24 protein-coding genes and 2 pseudogenes are annotated in these 21,157 nt (G+C 69.9%); 15 read left to right on the top strand and 11 right to left on the bottom strand.

The genetic code is table 11. The features are described from left to right. Window positions 1–21: 21 nt before the first annotated feature. Window positions 22–1,125, bottom strand: a complete 1,104-nt coding sequence (locus J7E89_RS02785) for an exo-alpha-sialidase (protein ID WP_214967826.1) — start codon at window positions 1,123–1,125, stop codon at window positions 22–24. Between the two features lie 270 nt (window positions 1,126–1,395). Continuing rightward, complete coding sequence (locus J7E89_RS02780; protein WP_214967823.1) at window positions 1,396–1,899, bottom strand: metallophosphoesterase; 504 nt, start codon at window positions 1,897–1,899, stop codon at window positions 1,396–1,398. A gap of 148 nt (window positions 1,900–2,047) precedes the next feature. On the opposite strand from J7E89_RS02780, the gene J7E89_RS02775 reads away from it, so the two are divergent. The 3 genes and pseudogenes from J7E89_RS02775 (at window position 2,048) to J7E89_RS02770 (ending at window position 3,734) form a co-directional block, all read left to right on the top strand. After that, window positions 2,048–2,239: a DUF6381 family protein gene (locus J7E89_RS02775; RefSeq protein WP_214967821.1), complete on the top strand. Its 192-nt coding sequence runs from the start codon at window positions 2,048–2,050 to the stop codon at window positions 2,237–2,239. Window positions 2,240–2,411: 172 nt separating this feature from the next. Further along, window positions 2,412–2,519, top strand: a pseudogene (locus J7E89_RS40500) (DinB family protein); the annotation flags it as partial. Window positions 2,520–2,555: 36 nt separating this feature from the next. Then, the gene (locus tag J7E89_RS02770) at window positions 2,556–3,734 is read left to right on the top strand and encodes a glutamate--cysteine ligase (RefSeq protein WP_308315306.1); all 1,179 of its coding nucleotides are present in this window, start codon (window positions 2,556–2,558) and stop codon (window positions 3,732–3,734) included. A gap of 27 nt (window positions 3,735–3,761) precedes the next feature. On the opposite strand, the gene J7E89_RS02765 is transcribed toward J7E89_RS02770, so the two are convergent. Continuing rightward, the gene (locus J7E89_RS02765; protein WP_214967819.1) at window positions 3,762–4,568 is read right to left on the bottom strand and encodes a 2OG-Fe dioxygenase family protein; all 807 of its coding nucleotides are present in this window, start codon (window positions 4,566–4,568) and stop codon (window positions 3,762–3,764) included. Window positions 4,569–4,692: 124 nt separating this feature from the next. Beyond that, window positions 4,693–5,265, bottom strand: a complete 573-nt coding sequence (locus tag J7E89_RS02760) for an ABATE domain-containing protein (protein WP_214967816.1) — start codon at window positions 5,263–5,265, stop codon at window positions 4,693–4,695. An 85-nt stretch (window positions 5,266–5,350) separates the two neighbouring features. On the opposite strand from J7E89_RS02760, the gene J7E89_RS02755 reads away from it, so the two are divergent. Then, on the top strand, window positions 5,351–6,223 hold the full coding sequence (locus tag J7E89_RS02755; protein ID WP_214967814.1) for an alpha/beta fold hydrolase: 873 nt from the start codon (window positions 5,351–5,353) through the stop codon (window positions 6,221–6,223). A gap of 33 nt (window positions 6,224–6,256) precedes the next feature. Here J7E89_RS02755 and J7E89_RS02750 read toward each other — a convergent pair whose 3' ends face one another. Further along, on the bottom strand, window positions 6,257–7,384 hold the full coding sequence (locus J7E89_RS02750; RefSeq protein WP_214967811.1) for a sulfite oxidase: 1,128 nt from the start codon (window positions 7,382–7,384) through the stop codon (window positions 6,257–6,259). 229 nt (window positions 7,385–7,613) lie between these two features. Here J7E89_RS02750 and J7E89_RS02745 point away from each other — a divergent pair, with 229 nt between their 5' ends. From J7E89_RS02745 to J7E89_RS40495, 3 genes are all read left to right on the top strand, one after another. Beyond that, a complete protein-coding gene (locus tag J7E89_RS02745; protein ID WP_214967808.1) occupies window positions 7,614–8,996 on the top strand; it encodes an FAD-binding oxidoreductase in 1,383 nt (460 codons plus the stop codon). 22 nt (window positions 8,997–9,018) lie between these two features. Beyond that, a complete protein-coding gene (locus tag J7E89_RS02740) occupies window positions 9,019–9,957 on the top strand; it encodes an arginase family protein (RefSeq protein ID WP_214967806.1) in 939 nt (312 codons plus the stop codon). Window positions 9,958–10,044: 87 nt separating this feature from the next. After that, window positions 10,045–10,779 (top strand): SDR family NAD(P)-dependent oxidoreductase, encoded by a 735-nt coding sequence (locus J7E89_RS40495; protein WP_251060012.1) that lies wholly within the window; start codon window positions 10,045–10,047, stop codon window positions 10,777–10,779. A gap of 188 nt (window positions 10,780–10,967) precedes the next feature. Here the strand turns inward: J7E89_RS40495 and J7E89_RS02735 are convergent. Then, window positions 10,968–11,477, bottom strand: a pseudogene (locus J7E89_RS02735) (aquaporin); the annotation flags it as partial. A gap of 305 nt (window positions 11,478–11,782) precedes the next feature. On the opposite strand from J7E89_RS02735, the gene J7E89_RS02730 reads away from it, so the two are divergent. Further along, window positions 11,783–11,944: a hypothetical protein gene (locus J7E89_RS02730; protein WP_167367980.1), complete on the top strand. Its 162-nt coding sequence runs from the start codon at window positions 11,783–11,785 to the stop codon at window positions 11,942–11,944. A gap of 26 nt (window positions 11,945–11,970) precedes the next feature. On the opposite strand, the gene J7E89_RS02725 is transcribed toward J7E89_RS02730, so the two are convergent. Next, window positions 11,971–12,714, bottom strand: coding sequence for a Sir2 family NAD-dependent protein deacetylase (locus tag J7E89_RS02725; RefSeq protein ID WP_214967802.1), 744 nt, complete (start codon window positions 12,712–12,714; stop codon window positions 11,971–11,973). 138 nt (window positions 12,715–12,852) lie between these two features. On the opposite strand from J7E89_RS02725, the gene J7E89_RS02720 reads away from it, so the two are divergent. From J7E89_RS02720 to J7E89_RS02710, 3 genes are all read left to right on the top strand, one after another. Then, window positions 12,853–13,479: a histidine phosphatase family protein gene (locus J7E89_RS02720; protein WP_214967800.1), complete on the top strand. Its 627-nt coding sequence runs from the start codon at window positions 12,853–12,855 to the stop codon at window positions 13,477–13,479. 77 nt (window positions 13,480–13,556) lie between these two features. Then, window positions 13,557–13,799 carry a DUF6296 family protein gene (locus J7E89_RS02715; protein WP_214967796.1) on the top strand — a complete coding sequence of 81 codons (243 nt, stop codon included), beginning with the start codon at window positions 13,557–13,559 and terminating at the stop codon, window positions 13,797–13,799. A 115-nt stretch (window positions 13,800–13,914) separates the two neighbouring features. Continuing rightward, on the top strand, window positions 13,915–14,772 hold the full coding sequence (locus J7E89_RS02710; RefSeq protein ID WP_214967793.1) for a GNAT family N-acetyltransferase: 858 nt from the start codon (window positions 13,915–13,917) through the stop codon (window positions 14,770–14,772). 477 nt (window positions 14,773–15,249) lie between these two features. Here J7E89_RS02710 and J7E89_RS02705 read toward each other — a convergent pair whose 3' ends face one another. Next, on the bottom strand, window positions 15,250–15,882 hold the full coding sequence (locus tag J7E89_RS02705) for a dihydrofolate reductase family protein (protein WP_214967791.1): 633 nt from the start codon (window positions 15,880–15,882) through the stop codon (window positions 15,250–15,252). Between the two features lie 225 nt (window positions 15,883–16,107). On the opposite strand from J7E89_RS02705, the gene J7E89_RS02700 reads away from it, so the two are divergent. Further along, on the top strand, window positions 16,108–16,857 hold the full coding sequence (locus J7E89_RS02700) for a class E sortase (RefSeq protein WP_251060010.1): 750 nt from the start codon (window positions 16,108–16,110) through the stop codon (window positions 16,855–16,857). Window positions 16,858–16,873: 16 nt separating this feature from the next. Continuing rightward, window positions 16,874–17,215: a hypothetical protein gene (locus J7E89_RS02695; protein WP_214967788.1), complete on the top strand. Its 342-nt coding sequence runs from the start codon at window positions 16,874–16,876 to the stop codon at window positions 17,213–17,215. Between the two features lie 85 nt (window positions 17,216–17,300). Here J7E89_RS02695 and J7E89_RS02690 read toward each other — a convergent pair whose 3' ends face one another. Beyond that, on the bottom strand, window positions 17,301–17,690 hold the full coding sequence (locus J7E89_RS02690) for a MerR family transcriptional regulator (RefSeq protein WP_251060009.1): 390 nt from the start codon (window positions 17,688–17,690) through the stop codon (window positions 17,301–17,303). A gap of 28 nt (window positions 17,691–17,718) precedes the next feature. On the opposite strand from J7E89_RS02690, the gene J7E89_RS02685 reads away from it, so the two are divergent. Next, window positions 17,719–18,495, top strand: a complete 777-nt coding sequence (locus tag J7E89_RS02685) for a methyltransferase domain-containing protein (RefSeq protein ID WP_214967786.1) — start codon at window positions 17,719–17,721, stop codon at window positions 18,493–18,495. Between the two features lie 36 nt (window positions 18,496–18,531). Here J7E89_RS02685 and J7E89_RS02680 read toward each other — a convergent pair whose 3' ends face one another. Then, entirely contained in the window at window positions 18,532–18,951 is a 420-nt protein-coding gene (locus tag J7E89_RS02680; protein WP_214967783.1) for an Asp23/Gls24 family envelope stress response protein, read from the bottom strand. A 180-nt stretch (window positions 18,952–19,131) separates the two neighbouring features. Further along, window positions 19,132–19,890, bottom strand: coding sequence for a DeoR/GlpR family DNA-binding transcription regulator (locus tag J7E89_RS02675; protein ID WP_214967780.1), 759 nt, complete (start codon window positions 19,888–19,890; stop codon window positions 19,132–19,134). 73 nt (window positions 19,891–19,963) lie between these two features. Here J7E89_RS02675 and J7E89_RS02670 point away from each other — a divergent pair, with 73 nt between their 5' ends. Continuing rightward, window positions 19,964–21,151, top strand: coding sequence for an MFS transporter (locus J7E89_RS02670; RefSeq protein ID WP_214967778.1), 1,188 nt, complete (start codon window positions 19,964–19,966; stop codon window positions 21,149–21,151). Window positions 21,152–21,157 lie beyond the last annotated feature (6 nt).

The raw sequence follows: 21,157 nt of genomic DNA, 5'->3' as shown, positions 1-21,157 counted from the left end.
GGCGTGCTCTTCGCGTCGCTTTCACCACTCGAATGACAAGGTGCGGAGGGGCAGCCGTGTGAAGCGGATGGTGTCGTGATACGTCGTCGGCCCCGTCTCGTAGAGCAGGCCCACCGTGGCCGTGCTCGTCTGCACCAGGTCCGAATAGCCCGCCGGCTCGTCCGACACGGACCGGGCCGGCCGCCACGAACGCCCGCCGTCGTCGCTGGCACGCACCTGCATCCGGAGCCGTTTGCCGGGGTCCGACGGGCCGGAGTACAGCAGCGGCCGCCGCCACGGCCGACCGGAGACCTGAAGGACGCTGCCCTGGACCGTCGGACCCGTCAGCTGGGGCTGCGGTCGGAAGGGGACGGCCAGGGTCAGACCGCCGTCGTCGCTGTAGGCGTCCGCGCGAGTGCCCTCGGCAATACGGTCGTGGTCACGGGCGTTGATGTAGACCGTGCCGTCCGGGAGCTCGGCCAGCGTGCTCTCGTTGAGCGCGAGAGGACCGCCGGCCGACCTGCTCACGTACCCGACGTGCCAGGTGTGTCCGCCGTCGTCGCTGTAGAGGGAGTGCCCGCCGCTGCGTCCGGTCGTGCCCGCACTGTGGTTCGCGGGCACCAGCAGCCGGCCCCGGTCACGACCGTGCCGCAGGGCGGCCCCGTGGCCGGGACCGACGGCGTACCAGCGCCAGTCGGAGGGCTTGACCGACTCGGTGATGTCCCGCTGTGGGGACCACGTCCTGCCGCCGTCGGCACTTCGCTGGACGTACACCCGGCGGACCGAGGCGGCGGCTCTGCCGGACGTCACCTGCCGCTTCGTGGCGCCGCCGAGGGTCCGGCATGTCACCAGCACGATGTCTCCGCTGCGGGGATCGATCACCGGCACGGGGTTGCCCACCGTGTCCTTCCCGGCGTCGGCGACCAACTGCAGTGGCTGCCAGGTGCATCCGCCGTCGAGGGAGCGCCGCAGGACCAGGTCGATGTCACCGTTGTCCGCGGCGGAATCGCGCCGGCCCTCGGCGAACGCGAGCAGCGCACCGCCGGGTACCTGGAGGGCGGCCGGGATGCGGAAGGTGTGATAGCCGGAGGCACCCGAGCGGTAGGGCACGGATGCCGGGCACGGCGCCGCATGATCTGACGTCATGTCACCTGACACTGTGTTACTTGACGCCGCGTGATCGTACAGCGCGTGATCGTACAGCGCGTGATCGTACGCCGCGGGTTCGGGGGCCTGGGTTACGGCCAGCCCTGCGACCAGTGTCAGCAGGAAGGCCAGTCGCCGGCTGGCAGTGGCACGAAGTCTCATCGCGTCTCTCGTCCGGTGCGGCTTCGCGGAGGAGTGGGGGAGCCCGCCTCCGACTGTCCGCATGGAACATAGCGACAGAAAGCACCCGCACCTGCGAGCGCCACGCTGTCAGCGGCGCGGCGGGAGGCGGTGCAGGCGTACTTCGCTCAGCCGCCCGTCCTCCGCGACGGCGGTCATGTAGGTGCAGTAGGGCTGTCGCCGCCGGTCGGTCGGCGAGCCCGGATTCAGCAACCGCAGCCCGCCCGGGGCTGTGCTGTCCCACGGAATGTGACTGTGCCCGAACACCAGAACATCCAGGTCCCCAAAGCGCTCCGAGCACCGGCGCTCCCGCCCCTGAGCGGCTCCGGTTTCGTGTACGACGCCGAAGCGCAGCCCCCCGAGCTCCGCCCGCGCCACTTCGGGCAGCCGGGCGCGCAGCTCCGGACCGTCGTTGTTGCCGTACACCCCGATGAGGCGCCGTGAGTGCGCGTCGAGCAGATCCAGGGCGGCCACGTCCACCCAGTCGCCGGCATGTATCACGACATCGGCCTCCTGTGCCTGCGCGAGGAGTTCGGCGGGCAGTTCCCTTGCGCGTATGGGCAGATGAGTGTCGGACGTCAGCAGGAGGCGCACGTACACCACCGTAGGCGGGCCCGCCGCCCCTGGCACCCGGAGGCTCTGGCCTGCGGGGATAGCGGTGGGTGACCGTTCGGAGTGCGCGGATGCGCCGACGCTGTTTCGCTGGTCCGGCCCGCTCTTTCCAGTCACCCGAGGAGTGATCATGAGCGCTGCAGGTGAGTCCGGCGGTCGTGCCCAGCAGTTGCGCCAGATGGCGCAGGAGGTGGACCAGGCCGCGGAACGTGCCGCTGACCCGGAGCAGCGCAAGCGGCTCAAGGACAAGGCCCGCCGCCTCAAGGAACAGAGCGAGCAGGCAAGCAGCATGGGCGGCGGGGACATTTACCCCCCGAAGTAGCCCGCCCCTGCGTATGGCACCGGCCGGTGGCTGCCCCCGCGCCCTCAGGCGTGCGAGAGGCCACCGGCCGGTCACGTCGCCGGGACCGGCCAGCCGGTCGTCGCCGCCGGAAAAATTGAAACGCGGGCGTCCTGCTGCCTGTGGCAGGGTTCGGATCGGCAGATTCACCACCGCTGACGACCCCTTCATCGACATTGTCTGGTGGGTCAACCAGGAACTACTGCACCACGGAGCCGAGATCGCCTTGATACGCGACCTCCACCGCGCGCGACAGCGCTGATGTGCGCACGCGGACCAACCGCGTGATGCTGTTGCCGTGAACACTCATGACCAGGGAGCCGACAGCCCGGAGACCGGAACCGGAACCGGAACCGGAACCGGAAGCCGAACCGGCACTCAGGTGCCCACGGTGGGGGTGGAGGAGGAGTACTTTCTCATCCACCCCCGGACGCGTCAGGTTCAGCCTGCGGGTGCCCGCGTCGTGGCGCGGGCCTCCGCGGTCCTGGGCGATCTGGTCTCGGGTGAATTCACCCAGTACCAGATCGAGGGCAAGACACCCCCGTGCTCGGGCCCCGAGGAGCTGCGCAAGGAACTGACGCGGGTACGCGCCGCGGCCGTCGCGGCCGCCCGCGAGGAGGGCCTGCGCCTGTGCGCGTCCGGCACCCCGGTCATGGGAGGCGGAGTACCGGCCGACATCGGTGACCACCCGAGATACCGGGCGGGCGCGGACCAGTACCGTGCCTTGCTCGACGACTTCGCCATCTGCGCCTTCCACGCCCATGTGCATCTGCCCGACCGGGAAGTCGCCGTGCTGGTCACCAATCACCTCAGGCCGTGGCTGCCGCTCCTCGTGGCGATGAGCGCCAACTCGCCCTTCCACACGGGACGCGACACCGGATACGCGAGCTGGCGTGCCGTGATGAGGAGCGGGTTCCCGTGCCTGGGGCCGCCGCCGTACGCCGAGTCGCTGGAAGAGCACCAGCGGATCGCCGAGGCGATGGCCGACTCGGAGGCCATGCTGGAAGCCGGCATGCCGTTCTGGGACGTCCGGCCGAACCCGCGACTGCCGACGCTGGAGATCCGCACCATGGATGTCCTGCCGGACATCGACGACACCGTGGCTCTCACGGCGCTCATCAGGGCGCTCGTGGTGACGGCTGAGGCGAAGGTCGTACGCGGCGACCCAGGCCCTCGTACGTCCGGTGAACTGCTGCGCGCCGCGTACTGGCGCGCGGCACGGGACGGCTGGTCCGGCAAGGGTGTCGACGCGTTGAGCGGACGGATCCTGCCGGCTTCGGTGCAGGCGGAGCGTCTCGTCGAGTACGTGAGTCCCGTTCTGGAGGAGTACGGGGAGATGGGCGAGGCGGCGGCGTTCCTGCGGCGCCTGACCGCCCGGGGCTGCGGCGCGCAGCGCCAGCGGGCCGTGGCCGCCACGGGGGCCGGGCCCGCCGCTGTCGTGGACGAGCTCATCGCGGCGACTGCCGCAGCGCGGTAGGCCCGCGCCGCTGGGAGCGTGCCTCGCTCAGCGGGGCGTGAGGGTCGTGACCAGGACGTCGCGATACGCGGGCCGGCCGGGGTCGAGCGGTCGGATCGGCGATACCTGGTGCAGGGTGCGGCGGTCGTCACCGAGGAGCAGCGTTCCCGGCTCGCTGAGCGTCGTCGCCAGCACTTGCTTGCCGTCCGGGTCGAACACCGAGCTCTCGCCGCCGTCGGCGTTGCGCCGGCCGACCAGGAGCGAGGAGACGAGTGTGACGCCGTCCCGGTGAAGCCCTTCGGGGGTCGGCTCGCCCTGCCCGTCGGCCGAGGCGATGACACGGAAGGGATGTACCTTCACGCTCCATTCGCCCGTCTGGTCCAGGCAGGCCGCGAGGCCGCCCAGCAGCCTGATCAGGGACCGCAGAACGGGATCGGCCGCGAAGGCATCGGTCAGCGGGTCGAAGTAGCGGTCGACCTGGACGTAGAGCGGATTGGTGTCCTGCGGCTGTACGAACGGGATGTGCGGCAGCAGGGTCAGTTCCCCCGTGGCCGCCGCGAGGGAGAAGTGCCCGTACCGACGAAGTCGGCATGTGCCGCTTTCGGCCGCGTATCTGTCGGGTGACAGGTTTTCCCAATGTGCGCGGAAGCGCTCCCAGGCATGCTGGTCCGTTCCCGTACAAGCTGTCACGGCGTCCGGCGGCATCAGATGCACTCCGGTCGAGGTCAGGGCCTGTCTGGCGGCCTCTGCCAAGCCGGTGCGGGCGGGGTCTGGGGCGACACCCGCGGTGGTGCCGTAGTCGAGGTCGAGGTCGAGGTTGCGGTCGCGGTCGCGGTCCAGGTCCAGGTCGTCCATTGACACGTCCGTCCACTTCAGCGGTGCGGTGCCCTGCGGCGCTCCGGCTTCAATGGTCGGGCGCCCGGCGGCGGGCCGCATCCCGGCCGCGCCCGCGGAGGCCTGCTGTACGGCGGTGCTTCGCTCACGCGGGCTTGTGCCGCTGGTAGTAGCGGGCGACGCGCGCCCGATTGCCGCAGCGTGTGGGGGAGCACCAGCGGCGGCGGGGGTGGGCGGGCAGGAACAGCAAGACGCAGTCTTCGGCTTCGCACGCCCGCACCCGGTCCATCGCCGGGCCGGCGAGGAGGTCGGTGGCGGCCTCCGCGAGCAGGGCGGCCAGCCGTACGGCGAGCGGCCCGGTGCGGCGGGACGCGGCGGTGAAGACACCGTCCTGCCATCCCAGTTCGCGTACGGCCGGCGCCGCACGCTGCGCGTCATTGAGCGCGCGGAGCGCGGCCTCGGGCGGCGGTTGCCCCAGCAGGTGCCCGCGGATGGCGGCCGCGGTGTGCTCGCGTACGGCGCGGACGGCTCGTACGGCGTCCTGGTCGGCCGGTCCGGCTTCGCCGGCGGCACACTGAACCTCCGCGAGCCGGTCGCCCTGGAGGTCGATCCACGCCCGCAGCTGGGCGGGCGTACCCAGCAAGTCGGCCTCCTGGGGGCGGGTGTTGACGAGATCGAGGGCGAGGGGCTCGCCGGTCAGCGGTCCGGTATCACTCATGCGGCTAATGCTACATAGAGCTGTTGACGCATTAGCTTGCCACCCCGTAGAACTAATGCATCAACTCGCCACGGAGGCATGTGACATGACGATTCCGTCCGTCCCGCGCACACTTCACCGCCACGTCGATGTCGAGGGGACCCGGGTCTTCTACCGCGAGTCGGTCCCACAACGCCCGGACGCGCCGGTCCTGTTACTCCTGCACGGCTTCCCCTCCGCCTCGCACCAGTTCCGCCGCCTGATGGACGTACTGGGTGCGCACTACCGGCTGATCGCCCCGGACTACCCCGGTTTCGGACACACCGAGGCTCCGGAGGACTTCACGTACACCTTCGACCGGCTCGCCGACATCACCGAAGGCTTCGTCCAGCAGCTCGGACTCACCCGATTCGTGGTGTACGTCTTCGACTTCGGCGCTCCCGTCGGCTTCCGGCTTGCGACCCGCCACCCCGAATGGATCGCCGGCCTGGTCGTGCAGAACGGCAACGCGTACGCAGAGGGCCTCTCCGACGCCGCCCGCGGCTTCATCGCGCTGCGTCCGCGGGATCCCGGCGCGGAGAAGACCGTCCGCGACCTCCTGACCCTGCCGGCCACCCGGGGCCAGTACGAGGGAGGCACCGCCGAGCCGCACCTCGTCGCCCCCGACGGCTGGACCCTCGACCAGCACTTCCTCGACCTGCCGGGCCGCAAGGAGGCCCAAGTCGCCCTGGCCTTCGACTACCGCAGCAACCTGGCGCTCTACCCGCGATGGCAGGCCTGGCTGCGCGAGCACACCCCGCCGGCCCTGATTCTCTGGGGCAGCAACGACATGTTCTTCCCCGAGGCCGGGGCCCACGCCTATCTGACCGACCTGCCCGATGCCGAACTGCACGTCTTCGACACCGGCCACTTCGCCCTGGAGGACAAACTTCCCGAGATCGCACCGCTCATCGCCGAATTCCTTGACCGAACGGGATGAGACACCGGCGTACGGACAGGCCGCGTCGGCGCGTCATTTCCGCAGGCAGACGACAGAGATCTGCTGTACGAGGTTGTTGCCGAAGCCACCCCGGTTCCACGGCTGGTCGAGGGGCTGGGTGTTGCCCTGCGCATCGGTGGTCCGGGCGCTGAGCACGTGGCTGCCCGGCGTCGCCGTCCAGGACGTCTGCCACCGCCGCCAGGCCCAGGTGTTCTCGTCCGGCGGGGCAAGCTCGGCCTCACTCCAGGTCTGGCCGCCGTCCGTACTCGCCTCGACCTTCGCGACCGGCGCGTACCCGGACCACGCCCGGCCCTCCAGCCGCACCTGACCGGGCCGAACGACGCGGACCCTGGACATGAAGTCAGGGAATCCCGGCGGGACCATGAGAGCCCGCGGCGCGATCCGGGTGACCGGCTCGCCCGGGTCTTCGGCCTCCTGCCGGTAGCGGTAGGCCACCGCCTGCTGGAAGCCGGTGAACGGGGCGTCGGTGAGGGTGATCTCGCGGAGCCACTTCACGTGCGCCATGCCGTACCAGCCGGGAACCACCAGTCGCAGCGGATGGCCGTGCTGCGGCGGCAGGGGTCGTCCATTCATGCCGTACGCCACCAGCACTTCCGGATCGCTGCCCCTGGCCACCGCCAGCGGCAGACTCCGCCGGTAGTCCTGCTCGACGCCGCGCTCGATACCGTGGTCGGCTCCGCCGAAGACGGCCTCGACGGCGTCCGGTTCCACCCCGGCCTCGGCGAGCAGCAGGCGCAGTGGCACCCCGGTCCACTCGGCGGTCCCGACCGCCTCCACCAGCCACGGCTGGCTGACGGGCCGGGGTACAAGCCGGGCCCGGCCGTTGCCCGCGCACTCCATGGTCACGCGGTGGGTGACCGCCGGGAAGGAGCGCAGCGTCTCCATGTCCAGGGTCAGCGGTGTCCGCACCCGGCCGTTCACGACGAGCCGCCAGTTCTCGGAACGGGCGGCGGGGATGTCGTAGTGGACGAGAACGTAGTGCAGTCCGGGCGGGGTGACGTCGTAGCGCAGAGCCTCCAGCGGCAGACCGTGATTACGGGCCGCGAGCGCCAGTTCCTCCAGACTGATGCCCTCGGCGGGCTCAGCGATGCGTCCTGGCGCGCTGATGCCTTCCGCACCCGCGTCCATGCGTCCGTCCATGCCTTCATGGTGCTCTCCTCGCCGGTCCCGGGCACCTCCCGGCAAGGAATTGCGAAGCCCATGGACCGGCGGGACGCTGGATATGTCGGCCCTCCGGCATGCGATCCGCCTACGGCATGGCCGACGAGGTGCCGGGCCGCCGGCGCACAACCGCTCACCGGCGGCCCCCGCAGCGGACAGAGGAGAGGCCGGGTGGGAAGCGGTTCCGCGTCTCGGCAGGGAGATGGCCATGGACGGCACAACTCTGGAAGCGATGAGGACCGCCCTGCGCGGCCCGGTCATCAGTCCGCAGGATCCGGAGTACAACGAGTCCCGCAAGATCTACAACGCCATGATCGACCGCCGCCCGGCGGCCATAGTGCGCTGCTCGGACGCGGCCGACGTCATGGAGGCGGTCAATTTCATCCGGGACAACGGCCTCGAAGTAGCTGTCCGGGGCGGCGGGCACAGCGGCCCCGGCTTCGGCCTGGTGGAAGACGGCGTCACCATCGACCTGTCGCCCATGCGCTGGGTGCGCGTCGACCCCACCGCGAAGGCCGCGCGGGTCGGCGGCGGCAGTCAGCTCGGCGATCTCGACCATGCCGCCCACGGCTTCGGTCTGGCCACCCCCGCCGGCGTGGTGTCCACGACGGGGGTCGGGGGCCTGACCCTCGGCGGCGGTCACGGCTACCTCACCCGCAAGTACGGACTTACGGCGGACAATTTGCTGGCGGCGGACGTCGTGCTGGCCGACGGCAGCTTCGTTACCGCGAGCGAGACGGAGAACCAGGACCTCTTCTGGGCCCTGCGCGGCGGCGGCGGGAACTTCGGCATCGTCACGTCGTTCAGCTTCCGGCTCCATCCGGTGGACACCGTGGGCGTCGGGGTCACCGTGTGGCCCGTCGACAGCACCCGCGAGGTGCTGCGCTGGTATCGCGACTTCATCCCGCAGGCGCCCGACGATCTGAACGGCTTTTTCGCGTTGCTCACTGTGCCGCCCGGCCCGCCCTTCCCGGAAGAGATTCACGGCCACAAGATGTGCGGAGTGGTGTGGTGCTGGACAGGGGACTTGGACCGCCTGGAGGAGACCCTCGCGGTCGTGAATCAGCCGGGCCCGCCGGCCTTCCACTTCGCGTCACCGATGCCCTACCCCGCGCTGAACGGCATGTTCGACGCACTGATCCCCGCAGGCCTGCAGTGGTACTGGCGCGGCCACTTCTTCGACCGGATCACGGACGAAGCCATGGACGTGCACATCAAGTACGGCGAGAGCCTCCCGACCGATCTGTCGATCATGCACCTCTACCCGGTGGACGGGGCCGCGAGCCGCGTCGACCCGGACCGCACCGCGTGGAGCTACCGGGACGCCGTCTGGTCCGGTGTCATCGCCGGCGTCGACCCGGACCCTGCCAATGCCGAGGCTGTCAAGCAGTGGTGCGTGGACTACTGGGAGGAACTGCAACCGCAGTCCATGGGCGCCGGGTACGTGAACTTCATGGGCGCGGAGAGCCAGGACCGGGTGCGGGCCAGTTACCGAGGCCATTACGACAGGCTGGCGGCAATCAAGCGAACGTACGACCCGCACAACTTCTTCCACGCCAACCAGAACATCGAGCCGGCGGAGCAGTACTGAAACCGCCCGAAGGGGTTCGGCGGTGCGGCAACCAGCGATCATCGAGGCGCCGTCCGTACTCGGGCTGCGGCCTTCCGGAGTACAGGACTTGCCGACGGCTCTCCTCGACGCCGGTCTGCTCACGCACCTCGGGGCGGTGAGGGCGGGCCGGGTCGAAGCACCGGCGTACGACCCGAGGCGCGACGCCGGCACCGGGGTCCTGAACCCGGTCGGCATCGCGCAGTACTCGGTGCGACTGGCGGACACGGTCGGCAGCGTCCTGGGCCGTGGCCGCTTTCCCGTAGTCCTCGGCGGTGACTGCAGCATTCTGCTGGGCAACCTCCTCGCTCTGCGACGAAGCGGGCGTTACGGGCTGCTGTTCCTCGACGGCCACACCGACTTCTACCAGCCGTCGGCGGAGCCGACAGGCGAGGCCGCGTCGATGGAACTCGCCCTGGCGACGGGGCGCGGCCCTGCGTTGCTCGCCGACCTCGAAGGCCGCGGGCCGCTCGTGCGGGACGAGGACGTCGTCGCCTTCGGCTTCCGTGACGCCGCAGAGTCCGGCGAGGCCGGGATGCAGCCTCTGCCGCCACGGCTGCACGCGATCGACTTCGACGGGGTACGCGCGGTCGGAGCCGCCGCGGCGGCGCGCCGGGCGGTCGACCGGCTTGCCGGCGCTCGGACCGGTGGTGCAAGCGCCGGTGGTGCAAGCGCCGACGATGAAAGGGCCGGGTACTGGGTCCACCTCGACGTGGACATCCTGGACGATGCGATCATGCCCGCCGTCGACTACCGCCTTCCCGGCGGACTGACCTGGCTCGAACTGGAGATTGTGCTGCGGACCGCGCTCGCCGACGAACGAGCCCGGGGCCTCGACGTCACGATTTTCAACCCCCGCCTGGATCCCGGAGGAACGATCGCCGTCCGCCTCGGCGAGTGCCTGCGCCGAGGGCTGTCGGTGCGTACGCACAACGAAAGTTGAGGCTCCGGCCCCCTGAGGACGTGCGGGCGGGGTTGAGGTATGACTTGGCCGAACCATGGTCATACCAGCGATCCCAGGAGGCAGCCCATGTCACGTCCGGTCACCATCGTCACAGGCGGCAGTCGAGGCATCGGCGCTGCGACATGCGTCCGGCTGGCGGAGGACGGACATGACCTTGCCCTGGGGTACGTCGCCAACAGGGCGGCAGCCGAGGAGACCGCGTCCGCCGTGCGGGCGGCAGGGGCGCGCTGCGTCACGGTGCGGGTGGACACCTCCGAGGAGGCGGACGTGGAGCGGCTGTTCGACACCGCCGCGGCCGACCTCGGTCAGGTGACCGGGCTGGTCAACAACGCGGGTGTGACCGGCCCGCTGGGCAGACTCGCTGATGCCCGCACCGAGGATCTGCGACGGGTGTTGGAGGTCAACCTGCTCGGCTACCTGCTGTGTTGCCGCCGAGCCGCCCGGGACATGGCGGAGTCCGGCTCCATCGTCAACATCTCCTCCGCGGCCGCCACGCTCGGCAGCCCCGGCGACTATGTCCACTACGCCGCGACCAAGGCGGCCACCGACGCCCTGACTGTCGGCCTGGCCAAGGAGCTCGGCCCGGACGGCATCAGGGTCAACGCCGTCGCACCCGGCATCATCAACACGCAGATGCATTCCGCCATGGGGGATGCCGACCGCCCGGCCAAGGCTGCCGCTCAGATCCCCCTCGGCCGCCCGGGCGAGCCCTCCGAGGTCGCCGGCGCCGTCGCCTGGCTCCTGTCGGCCGACGCCTCGTACACCACCGGCACGGTCGTGAGGGTCTCCGGCGGCCGATGAGCCACAGAGCAGGCTGCGGACCGTCCGTACAGGATGGCCGCCAAGCCCGCGCCGAGAAGGCCGCCGAGGAGTTGGGCGGCGATGAAGCCGGGGAGTGACGCGGGGGCGATGCCGGTGGCAGAGTCCGTGAGCGCCCGGCCCACCGTCGCGGCGGGGTTGGAGAAGGATCCCGACGACGTGAACCAGATCGCCGCGCCGATGTACGAAGCGACCGCGACCGGGGCAAGCTGCGCGCGGCCGATGCGGTCCAGCCCGTACACCACCAGCACAAGCCCGGCCGTGGCGACCGTTTCGCCGACCAGGAGATGGCCGGCCGACCGTACTTGGGTGGACCAGACGCCGGGCGTCCGGCCGAACATCGTCTCGGCCAGCAGAGCTCCTGCGACGGCCCCGGTCAGCTGCGCGGTGATGTAGAGGGCGACCGCGTGGCGGCTGAAGGGGGTCTCGCCGCGTCGCTGCGACCACCACGCGAAGAGTGTGATCACCGGGTTGAGGTGGGCCCCTGAGACCGGGGCGAGCAGGACGATCAGCAGGCCGAGCCCGACCGCCGAGGCCAGTGCGTTGGCGAGGAGCTGGACTCCCGTGTCCTGGCTGAGGCCGGCGGCCTGGAGGCCGGAACCAATGATCACGGTCACCAGGGCCGCGGTCCCTATCAGCTCGGCAGCCGCTCGGCGTGGCAGTGCGCTGTCGATCACCATGATGCGATTCCTCCCCCTGATGCGCTCAGTGGAAAATATATTCCGTATCTTGGAAAAACGTAGAGGGGGAGAGGTTTGGGGGCCGGTCATGCCGGACAGGTGTGGGAGCCGTTAGGTCGCGGCCTCCGTTCGGAGACGACTTGGCACCTGCCATGAGCCTCGCCGCAGGCACGCCGTAGGCTGCGGGGCACGGAGACCGGGCACGGGGGCGGCCTGCTCCGGCGCTCCACAGAGCGCCTACACTCGTCCTCCGTTCTGGCTGCCGCCAGAAGCCGCGCGTACCGACTTGAAGGGCCCTCTTCGACGTGAGTTCCGCAAACCGTGCCGAGGCACCAATCTATGCAGGCCTCGTAGAGGAGCGGGGCGATGTACCTGCCGAGGTACGCCAGGCCGCCGAGGAGACGCTCCGGGAGGTCGAGCAGGCGATGGACTTCAGCTCTGTGCGCGCGACGGCGATGCGCTGGTAGCCCGAGCGGTACGGGCGGGGCAGCCCTCAGGCGGCCAAGCCCTTCAACAGGGCGGGCAGCGCCGTCCCGATGGGCTCGCGCACGACCTCGTCGGCCAGTTCGTCGTAAGGCGTCGGCTCGGCATTGACGACGACGAGCCGTGCGCCGTACTCCGCGGCGATCCCCGCCAGTGACGCGGCCGGCTGGACCTTGAGGCTTGTGCCGACGGCCACGAAGACGTCGCTCGCCTTGGCGATCGCCAAGGCCTCAGCTATCACCACGGGGTCGAGCCGCTGCCCGAACATCACCGTGGCCGACTTGAGGATGCCCCCGCACGTGCGACACGGCGGGTCTTCCTCGCCTGCCCGCACCCGCGCCAGCGTCTCCTCCATCGGGGAGCGGCTGTGGCAGCCGGTGCACACCGACGACCGGGCCGTCCCGTGCAGTTCGAGCACCTTGCGGGCAGGCAGACCGGCGAGCTGGTGCAGCCCGTCGACGTTCTGGGTCAGGACCCTGACCGGAACCCCCGAGCGTTCCAGCTCGGCGATCGCCTGGTGCGCGTCGTTCGGCTGGGCCCGCAGCGCGGGACTGTCGACGCGCATGCGCCAGGCGCGGCGCCGGACGTCCGGGTCGGCCATGTAGAAGTCGTACGTAACGAGCTTCTCGGCCTCCGGATCGCGTCGCCACAGGCCGTTCGGCCCCCGGTAGTCGGGGATGCCGGAATCCGTGGAGATCCCGGCCCCGCTGAGCACGGCTACCAGCGGCCTCCGGACCGTTCCGTTGCTGCTCATACGGTCGAGCGTAGGCGGCGGGACACGTCGGCGTCGACGGGATTTGTGGGGCCGCGCGCCCCGGGAACCGAGGGTGAGGACTCTCGCGTCAATGTCCCCGATGCGCAAGATCAAAGACGTTCTCAAGGGGCCTCGGACATGACGGACGGCACGGCCGCTCGGTACCTCTACCTCGCCCGGCACGGTGAGGCGTCACCGGATGAGACAGCTCTGACCGAAAAGGGACGTCGCCAAGCCGTTCTGCTCGGTGAACGGCTCCGGAATACGCCCCTGTCCGCGATCCATCACGGTCCGCTGCCTCGCGCGGCGCAGACGGCTCGGCTGATCGGCGAGCAGCTCGTCGGCGTACCACTGCACCAGTGCGAACCGGCCGGGGACTACATCCCCTACCTGCCGCGGAAGCGGGAGCTGCCGCCGGATTCGGCCGACCGCATGCTCAGCTTCCTCGCGCAGTTTCCGGACGGTGAGCGTGAGCGTGGTCCGGCGCTTGCCAGGGAGGCACTCGCGACGTTCGCGGGACCGGTGGAGGGTGGCGAGCCTCGTCATGAACTGGTCATCACCCACAACTTCCTCATCGGCTGGCTGGTCCGGGCCGCCCACGACGCGCCCCAGTGGCGCTGGATGGGTCTCAACCACGGCAACGCGGCTCTGACGGTCATCCGCTATGCGCCCGGCAGGCCGTCCTCCGTGCTCGTCTGCAACGACATGCGGCACCTGCCCGCGGAACTGCGCTGGACCGGATTCCCGCCCGAGCTCCACATCTGAGGTGCGGCCGCCCTGTCCGTAATGCGCGACTATGGATGCATGTGTGCGGCGTAACGGCTTCTCACCGAGGAGGCGACATGGGCAGGTCTGATCACTACGAGTTGGTGTTCACGCACCCAGGCGCACCCGCAGCCGTTCCAGAGGCTGCGGATGTCGTGGAAGTGCACCGTACGGATCGGAGTGGGCCTGGTGGTCACCCGGTGTACGCGGATGACACGGGCATCGTCCTGGCCGAGATAAGCGACCGTGACGAGGTGCGGATGCTCGCCAGTGGCGGGCATCAGGATCCCGCGGCGGCGGTTCAGGTACGTCCGGCCTGAGCCCGTGGCTGCGAGCGGGCGGGGCGGGGCCCGGCGGGCGGCCGTATTGCCGTTGGCGCGGCCGAAGCGTTTGATGGAAGGAGAGCCCTGGCCTGAGAGAAGGGGAGTTGTATCCGTGGATCTCGCACTGCGCCCCGGAAGGGCGGACGATGCCGCAGAGTGCGGGAGGATCTGCTTCGAGGCCTTCTCGGAAATCGCCCGTCAGCACGGATTCCCCTCCGATGTCCCGGCAGCGGAGGCGGCCGCCGGTATGGCGGAGACGCTGCTGAGCCACCCAGGGTTCTACAGTGTCGTCGCCGAGCTCGACGGCCGGATCGTCGGCAGCAACTTCCTCGACGAACGGTCGCCCGTCGTCGGCGTCGGGCCGGTCACCGTGGACCCCACCGCCCAGAACGGCGGCGTGGGGCGCCGCCTCATGGAGGACGTCATGCGGCGGGCCGCCGAGCGCAGTGCGCCCGGCATCCGACTGCTCCAGAGCGGATACCACTCACGGTCGTTCGCGCTCTACGCCGGTCTCGGGTTCGAGTTCCGCGAGACAGTGGCCTGCCTGCAGGGCCGGCCGATCGGAGGGACCGTGCCGGGGTACGAGGTGCGCCCGGCCACGGATGCCGATATGGCGGCCTGCAACGAGGTATGCCGGAAGGTCCACGGGGCCGATCGCGGCGGTGAACTCGCCGACGCGCTCAAGACGGGCACAGCCCGCGTGACCGAGCACGGCGGACGGATCACGGGCTACGCCACGGATCTGTCCTTCTTCGCGCACGCGGTCGGCGAGAGCACCGAGGACATCAGGGCACTCATCGGTGCGGCGCCCGCCTTCGGCGGCCCCGGCATCCTTGTTCCCGCGTCCAACAGCGCGCTGCTCCAGTGGTGCCTGGGAAACGGCCTCAAGGTGGTTCAACTGATGAGCCTGATGACGATCGGGCTGTACAACGAGCCCGCCGGGGCGTATCTCCCCTCCGTCCTTTACTGACTTCCCTGCGGTGTGACGAGATGCCATTGGGGACGTTCGGGTGGTTTGTGGCCTCGCATGCAACTGGGCATCGCCTTACGGGACTCCTGCTGCTCAGAGACGACACCCTGGAGGTTCCGATGAGCAGCACACAGGTTCCCGCAATCCCGTTCACGACGCCGCGGTGGGCGCTCGACCCGTACCGCTTCCACGGTTTGGAAGACTTTGACCAGCCCCATGCCGGAGGAGTTGTCGACGGGCCGACGGCCGCTCCCTGCAGCCGGCCCCGGCCCCCGAACAGCGGCTGCCTTTCGTCCTGGGGGCGTCCGACAAGCGCCGTCTGGACCTCCATGCCGCGCTGACCACCACCGGGATCGCACCATTCCCCGGGGACCTTGAAGCCATCAACGTCCTCAGCGAACTCGACGACACCACCATCACGACTGTCCTGCGGTGGATCACCAGCCCCTGACCGCGGGCGGGAGGCCGTCCGCGTGTTCACCGTCGCTTGACGACGGCGTGGGTGACCGCCTGCGAGCTGGTCAGCTCGACGACCTCGTAACCGTCCAAGCCCCCGGACAGGTTGTCGAAGAGCCGCTCGCCGGCACCAATGAACATCGGCACGATCACGACGTGCATTTCATCGACCAGCCCCGCGCGCAGGAACTGCTGAATGGTCGCGGCGCCTCCGCCGAGCCGCACATCCTGCCCGTCCGCCGCTTCGAAGGCCCGCCGTAGAACGGCCTCGGGGCTGCCGTCGGTGAAGTGGAAGGTCGTGCCGCCTTCCATGGGCAGCGATGGCCGGAGGTGGTGGGTCAGGACGAAGACATCATGGTGAAAAGGCGGGTTGTCGCCCCACCAGCCCTTCCATGACTCGTCCTGCCACGGCCCGCGGACCGGGCCGAACATGTTGCGGCCCATGATCGTCGCACCGATTCCGGCCTCGCTGCGGACGACGAATTCGTTGTCGAGCCCTTCCACCCCGCCCGGGCCGTACATCGTCCGTGTCGCGAACATCCAGTCGTGCAACCCGTCGGCGCCGTCCCCGAACGGTGCGTCACGGCGCTGATGCGGTCCGGCGGCGAAGCCGTCCAGCGAAATAGTGAAGTTGTGCACACGCAGTTTGGGCATCGCCGTCTCCTCGCGGGGGATCGGTCACACACACGTCGAGCATCACACGACACACTCTGTATTGCCGGGACGCAGCGCGATCCTGAAGAAATATCGAACCTACGTGTGATTTATTCGGCTATGGTTCCTGGCGGGAACACCCGACCGGCTTGCGTTGTTTTGATGTGAAAGCCGGCTGCCGTCTCCCTGAGGCGTTGCCCGGCATCCTCTGCCATCCGGAATGCCATGCTGACTCCCCGCCTCCTTCCCGCCGTGTTCGCAGGCGCACTCATCGCCGTGCTGGTCGGCTGTGCTACCGGGGCCACCGGTGCCGCCGATCGCGCGGCGGACAAGCCCGCGGCGGCTCCCGTCGCGGCGCAATCGCCCGGCACCACCGCCGTGGCGTCGGCGACGGCCGTTGAGCCGGCCCCCTCCTCGTCCTCTGCCGAGCCGGTTGTGCGCAAGAGCAGCACGCGCAGTGAGACGGCACTGCTTGGCATCCCGTCGATCGGCGTGAAGGACCTGCGCGTCGTCCCGTACGAGGGGACGACCGACGACTGGCCCGGTACGCGCATCCAGAACCGTGGTGTGGCCGCCAGTCCGTACGGCGACGATGGCGGTGTCGGGCCCGGCGAGGTCGGCAACTACCTGGTCACGGCACACCGCCTCTCCTCTGGAGGGCCGCTGCGTGACCTCCCGTCCGTCGACAAGGGCGATTCCGTCTTCGTGAGGTCGGGCGGCAAGGTGTACGAGTACAAGATCACCGACACCAGGTGGACATCCTTCCGCTCCGAGCGGTCACTGGCGGAGCAGCGGGCCGCGGTTCCGGGATCGCCGGGCAAGGAGGCGACCAAAGTAATGATCACTGTCTCCACCTGCGCGACGCCGGAGGATGACGCGGCCGGGAACTTCTGGCGTGACGACAAGGGCAACCCCGAGCATCGCATCGACAAGATCGGCGTGCTGGTCTCGTCCCGGACGGCGACAAGCGACTAACTAGAGCTTGTGGGTGATGGGCGACGGGCAGCCGTGTCCGTGGGCGGTGTCGGCCGTTGCCCAGGGCATGATCAAAGCAAAGAGCGTCCTCGCCGTCGCAGCCCTCGCTGCCGGCGTCTCAGCACTCGCCGCCCCTGGCGCGTCTGCGGCCGAGTCCTCCGACCGCCAGTACAGGCTGGACGTCCCCAAGGAGCTCGACAAGCTCGGTGCGCTCGCCGTGCCGGCCGAGCGCCGGGACGAGGTGCCGAGCGTCACCGGTCAGCTCAAGAGCCTTGGCCAACTGCACAAGCTCAACGAGCTTCAGCAGTTCACCGGCATGCTTACGCCGGCCACAGGGCTGGTTCCGGCTGTGGAGTAGTGACTCCGCCGACGGCGCGCTCCGTGATCTCGCCAACCACGGCAGCGCGCCCTGTGCGCTCCCGGTTCATCGACCTCATGACCGGCTATCCCACGATGCTCAGGAACTGTGGGCAGGTCGCCAGGTCCTCGTGGTCGCAGTCCAAGGCGCATTCGACCATGTCGAGGCACGCCTGGACGTGCGTAATACGACGCCGCAGCACATCGCGGTGCCGCTCCAGATGCGCGCGGCGCACGCCGGGGGCTTCGGCTTGCAGCACCTCGCGGATCTCCTCCAGCGTCAGACCGGCCTCCTTCGCGCGCAGGATCGCGGCGACTCGGACCACGTGCGCGTCGTCGTACCGGCGACGGCCGCCGCCGTCCCGGGCCGGATGGAGCAGTCCCATCGCCTCCCAGTGCCGCAAGACGTGCGTAGCCAGCTGGAAGTGCCCCGCCAGTTCCCCGACGGACATAGCGCGCTCGGTGCTTGACTTCATGCCGACATTAAGTCGCAGCCTTACGGGCATGTCCAAGGCACCGGCGGCCCAAGCCGCCCACGAAGACCTCAGCCCGCCCCTCGCCCTGCTCGATGCCGTCGACGACACGCCCGGCGCCGCCGAACTCCGGCCGCGTTCCTACGAACTGCTCGGCGCGGCGTCCGGTACGCGACTGCTTGGCGCGGGCTGCGGCGGCGGCCGCGCGGTCGGCGAGACGGCCCGGCTGGGTGCCCGGGCCACCGGTATCGATCCCGACAAGCGCATGATCGAGGTGGCGCGCGCCCGCTGGCCGGACGGTGACTTCACGGTGGCCGACGCGTGCGCGCTGCCGTTCCCCGAGGCGTCGATGGACGCCTACCGGGCCGAGAAGATGTACCACGAACTACCCAGCCCCTCCACGGCCGTTGCCGAGGCGCACCGCGTTCTCGCCGCCGGCGGGCGCATCGCGCTGATCGGTCAGGACTGGGACACGCTAGTCATCGACTCCGATGACGCCACGCTGACCCGCACGATCGTGCACGCGCGCGCCGGCCAGGTGGCCGGCCCGCGCGCCGCGCGCCGTTACCGCAACCTGCTGCGGGACGCGGGATTCGACGACGTACGAGTGGAGGTACGTACCGCTGTGTTCACCGACGGCATGGTGCTTCCCATGCTGACTGGCCTCGCCGAGGCATCGCGCGCCGCCGGCGCGGTCACCGCTGCCGAAGCCGAGTCGTGGGTCGCCGAACAGCGTCAACGCGCCGCGGCCGGACGGACGTTCGTCGCCGTGCCGTTCTTCACCGCCGCCGGGACCCGCCCGTCGTGACCCCACTTCTGGGGCTGAGCCACGCCACGGGGTCGGCTATCGGAGCTTTGGCTGCTCTGCTTCCTCTTCTTCCTCTTCGTCCGGAAGCTTCACGTCGGAGACCGCGATGTTGACTTCGACGACTTCCAGGCCCGTCATCCACTCGACGGCCGACACCACGTTCCCTCGCACGGCGCCGGCGACATCCGTGATCGAGACGCCGTAGTCGACGACGATCTCCAGATCGATCGCCGTCTGCTTCTCGCCCACTTCAACCTTGACTCCCCGCGATACGGACTTCCCGGTGCCGGGCACGCGCTCCCGTGCGGCCCCGAAGGCTCGCGAGATTCCGCTTCCCATCGCATGGACGCCTGTCACATCGCGGGCTGCCATGCCGGCGATTTTTTCGACCACACCGTCGGAGATGGTGGTCCGGCCCCGGGCGCCGGGACCGTTCTGCTGTCCGGTTTCGGTCATAGCTGGTCGTTCCTTTCCAAGGAGAGGAGCCTGCTACCCGCCCTTCCACGTTAGGCACGTGACACCGTGCCGCGCAGCCTGGGCGCGATCTGAAAGCATCTGAAAGCAGGGGCCCCCGGTCGTCAGGAACCGGGGACCCCTGCGCTTGGGGGTGGTGACGCGCCGGCGCCGGTCGCGCGGTCACACCTTGCGTACGGTCACCCCGGCAGTGGTAAGCGCGTCGGTCTCGTCGTCCGAGGCGGCCTCATCGGTGACGACAAGGTGCAGAGCGGACGCCGGGGCGACGAAGGCGAGAGCGGTACGGGAGAGCTTGGTGGCCTCCGCGACGGCGATGACGCGGCGGGCCGAAGCGATCGCGGCGCGTTTGACGGCGGCGTCGTCCAGGTCGTACGCGGTCAGGCCGTCCGTCGCGTTCAGCCCGCAGCAGCCGATGACGGCGGTGTCGAAGCGCAGGGCGGCCAGCGACGCCGTGGTCAGCGGGCCGGTCAGCGCCAGCTCGCCCGGTCGCGGTCGCCCGCCCGGCACCAGCAGCGTCAAGTGCGGCGCTGCGGTCAGCGCGATCGCTCCGTGGAGGGACAGCGGCATCACCGTCAGGCGGCGGTGCTCCAGTGCGCGGGCCACTTCCAGGCAGGTGGTGCCGCTGTCGAGGACGACGGACTCGCCGTCGGAGATGAGTGCGGCGACCTCGGCGGCGATGCGCTGCTTGATCTCCAGCCCTTCCCCCGCCCGCAGTGCGAAGGGGGGTTCATCGCCGTACAGCAGCAGACTTCTCGCTCCTCCGCGGTAGCGCTCCAGGACTCCCTGGTCGGCCAGGGCCTCCAGGTCGCGGCGGATGGTCATCTCCGAAGTGCCGGTGAGTTCGGCCAGCTCCGCGACGCCCATGCGGCCCGCCTCACGCACGGCATCGGTGATCTGCCTCCATCGGTCTGTGCTCGCCATGCCCTCATTGAACATAGACGTTGGTTGAAGTGCAAGCTTACGAACATCAATATTGTTCGTTATGTTCGTAGGCATGGAAACATCGCTGCGGGCAGGCCGGCTGGCCACCTTTGCCTACTTCGCCCTGAACGGCTTTCTCATGGGGATGTGGATCATCCACATCCCCGCCATCGAACACCGTGCCGGTACGAGCCATGCCGTGCTCGGCTGGCTCCTGCTACTGCTCGGCGCCGGAGCCTTCGCGGGCATGCGGATCGTCGGGCCGCTCACCGACCGCTCCGGCGCCCGCATCGTCGTACCGGTCAGCGCGGCACTGTGCAGCGCCGCCCTGGTCCTCCCGGGCCTGGCCACGAACGCCTGGACACTGGGGGTGGCGCTGCTGGTGCTCGGCTTCGGCAACGGCTGCCTGGACGTCAGCATGAACGCCCATGCCGTCCAGGTGGAGCGCGGCTACGAGCGCCCCGTCATGTCCGCCTTCCACGCCACCTTCTCCATCGGCGGCGTCCTGGCCGCTCTGGTCGGCGCCCGCACGCTCAGCTGGGGTTCGAGCCCGGCGGTGTCCCTCGGTGCGGTGGCGCTCTTCGGCGTCGTCGCGGCCGCGCTGGCCGCCCCCGCGCTGCTGCGGCCCGAACCTGCCCGCACCGCGGAAGTCTCCGCGACCGCGGCGAAGACTCGCCGCGGCACACCCCGCCGCATCTGGGTACTGGCCGCTCTCGCCCTGATGCTCATGCTCTGCGAAGGCGTGGCCAACGACTGGAGCGCGCTCCATCTGCGGGACGTCCTGGACGCGTCCGCTGCCACCGCCGCGCTCGCGTACGGCGCCTTCGCCACGGCCATGACCATCGGCCGTCTGCTTGCCGACCGGGTGGCCGCGCGCTTCGGCCCGGTGGCCATCGTCCGGTACGGCGCGTCCCTGGCCGCACTCGGTCTGACGCTGGCGGCGCTGTCTCCCTGGATTCCGCTGGCGCTCGTCGGCTGGACCCTGTTCGGGACCGGCCTGTCCGGCTGCATTCCGCAGCTCTTCAGTGCCGCCGGTCACGCCGACCCGGACGCCGCCGGAGCCAACGTTTCCCGGGTCGCAGGCCTCGGTTACCTCGGCATGCTCGCCGGACCCGCGATCATTGGACCGCTCACCCACTTCGTCCCGCTCAACCTCACATTCCTCCTGCCCGTGGCGTTCTGCGTCGTCGCGGCCTGCGCGGCCGGCATCCTGCGGTCCCGGCACAACGCCCCCACCCCGCTCGAGGCTGAGGTCGTATGACCGGCC

This window comes from Streptomyces sp. ISL-100, assembly GCF_018614615.1.
GTDB lineage: Bacteria > Actinomycetota > Actinomycetes > Streptomycetales > Streptomycetaceae > Streptomyces.
This window is presented reverse-complemented; position numbering and strand designations above follow the sequence as displayed.

What these genes read in the sequence shown, in the direction of transcription:
- J7E89_RS02785 (WP_214967826.1), bottom strand. Translation starts at nt 1,125, where the DNA reads ATGACGTCAGATCATGCGGCGCCGTGCCCGGCATCCGTGCCCTACCGC.
- J7E89_RS02775 (WP_214967821.1), top strand. Translation starts at nt 2,048, where the DNA reads ATGAGCGCTGCAGGTGAGTCCGGCGGTCGTGCCCAGCAGTTGCGCCAG.
- J7E89_RS02765 (WP_214967819.1), bottom strand. Translation starts at nt 4,568, where the DNA reads ATGGACGACCTGGACCTGGACCGCGACCGCGACCGCAACCTCGACCTC.
- J7E89_RS02760 (WP_214967816.1), bottom strand. Translation starts at nt 5,265, where the DNA reads ATGAGTGATACCGGACCGCTGACCGGCGAGCCCCTCGCCCTCGATCTC.
- J7E89_RS02755 (WP_214967814.1), top strand. Translation starts at nt 5,351, where the DNA reads ATGACGATTCCGTCCGTCCCGCGCACACTTCACCGCCACGTCGATGTC.
- J7E89_RS02750 (WP_214967811.1), bottom strand. Translation starts at nt 7,384, where the DNA reads ATGGACGGACGCATGGACGCGGGTGCGGAAGGCATCAGCGCGCCAGGA.
- J7E89_RS02745 (WP_214967808.1), top strand. Translation starts at nt 7,614, where the DNA reads ATGGACGGCACAACTCTGGAAGCGATGAGGACCGCCCTGCGCGGCCCG.
- J7E89_RS40495 (WP_251060012.1), top strand. Translation starts at nt 10,045, where the DNA reads ATGTCACGTCCGGTCACCATCGTCACAGGCGGCAGTCGAGGCATCGGC.
- J7E89_RS02725 (WP_214967802.1), bottom strand. Translation starts at nt 12,714, where the DNA reads ATGAGCAGCAACGGAACGGTCCGGAGGCCGCTGGTAGCCGTGCTCAGC.
- J7E89_RS02720 (WP_214967800.1), top strand. Translation starts at nt 12,853, where the DNA reads ATGACGGACGGCACGGCCGCTCGGTACCTCTACCTCGCCCGGCACGGT.
- J7E89_RS02715 (WP_214967796.1), top strand. Translation starts at nt 13,557, where the DNA reads ATGGGCAGGTCTGATCACTACGAGTTGGTGTTCACGCACCCAGGCGCA.
- J7E89_RS02705 (WP_214967791.1), bottom strand. Translation starts at nt 15,882, where the DNA reads ATGCCCAAACTGCGTGTGCACAACTTCACTATTTCGCTGGACGGCTTC.
- J7E89_RS02700 (WP_251060010.1), top strand. Translation starts at nt 16,108, where the DNA reads ATGCTGACTCCCCGCCTCCTTCCCGCCGTGTTCGCAGGCGCACTCATC.
- J7E89_RS02695 (WP_214967788.1), top strand. Translation starts at nt 16,874, where the DNA reads ATGGGCGACGGGCAGCCGTGTCCGTGGGCGGTGTCGGCCGTTGCCCAG.
- J7E89_RS02690 (WP_251060009.1), bottom strand. Translation starts at nt 17,690, where the DNA reads ATGAAGTCAAGCACCGAGCGCGCTATGTCCGTCGGGGAACTGGCGGGG.
- J7E89_RS02685 (WP_214967786.1), top strand. Translation starts at nt 17,719, where the DNA reads ATGTCCAAGGCACCGGCGGCCCAAGCCGCCCACGAAGACCTCAGCCCG.
- J7E89_RS02680 (WP_214967783.1), bottom strand. Translation starts at nt 18,951, where the DNA reads ATGACCGAAACCGGACAGCAGAACGGTCCCGGCGCCCGGGGCCGGACC.
- J7E89_RS02675 (WP_214967780.1), bottom strand. Translation starts at nt 19,890, where the DNA reads ATGGCGAGCACAGACCGATGGAGGCAGATCACCGATGCCGTGCGTGAG.
- J7E89_RS02670 (WP_214967778.1), top strand. Translation starts at nt 19,964, where the DNA reads ATGGAAACATCGCTGCGGGCAGGCCGGCTGGCCACCTTTGCCTACTTC.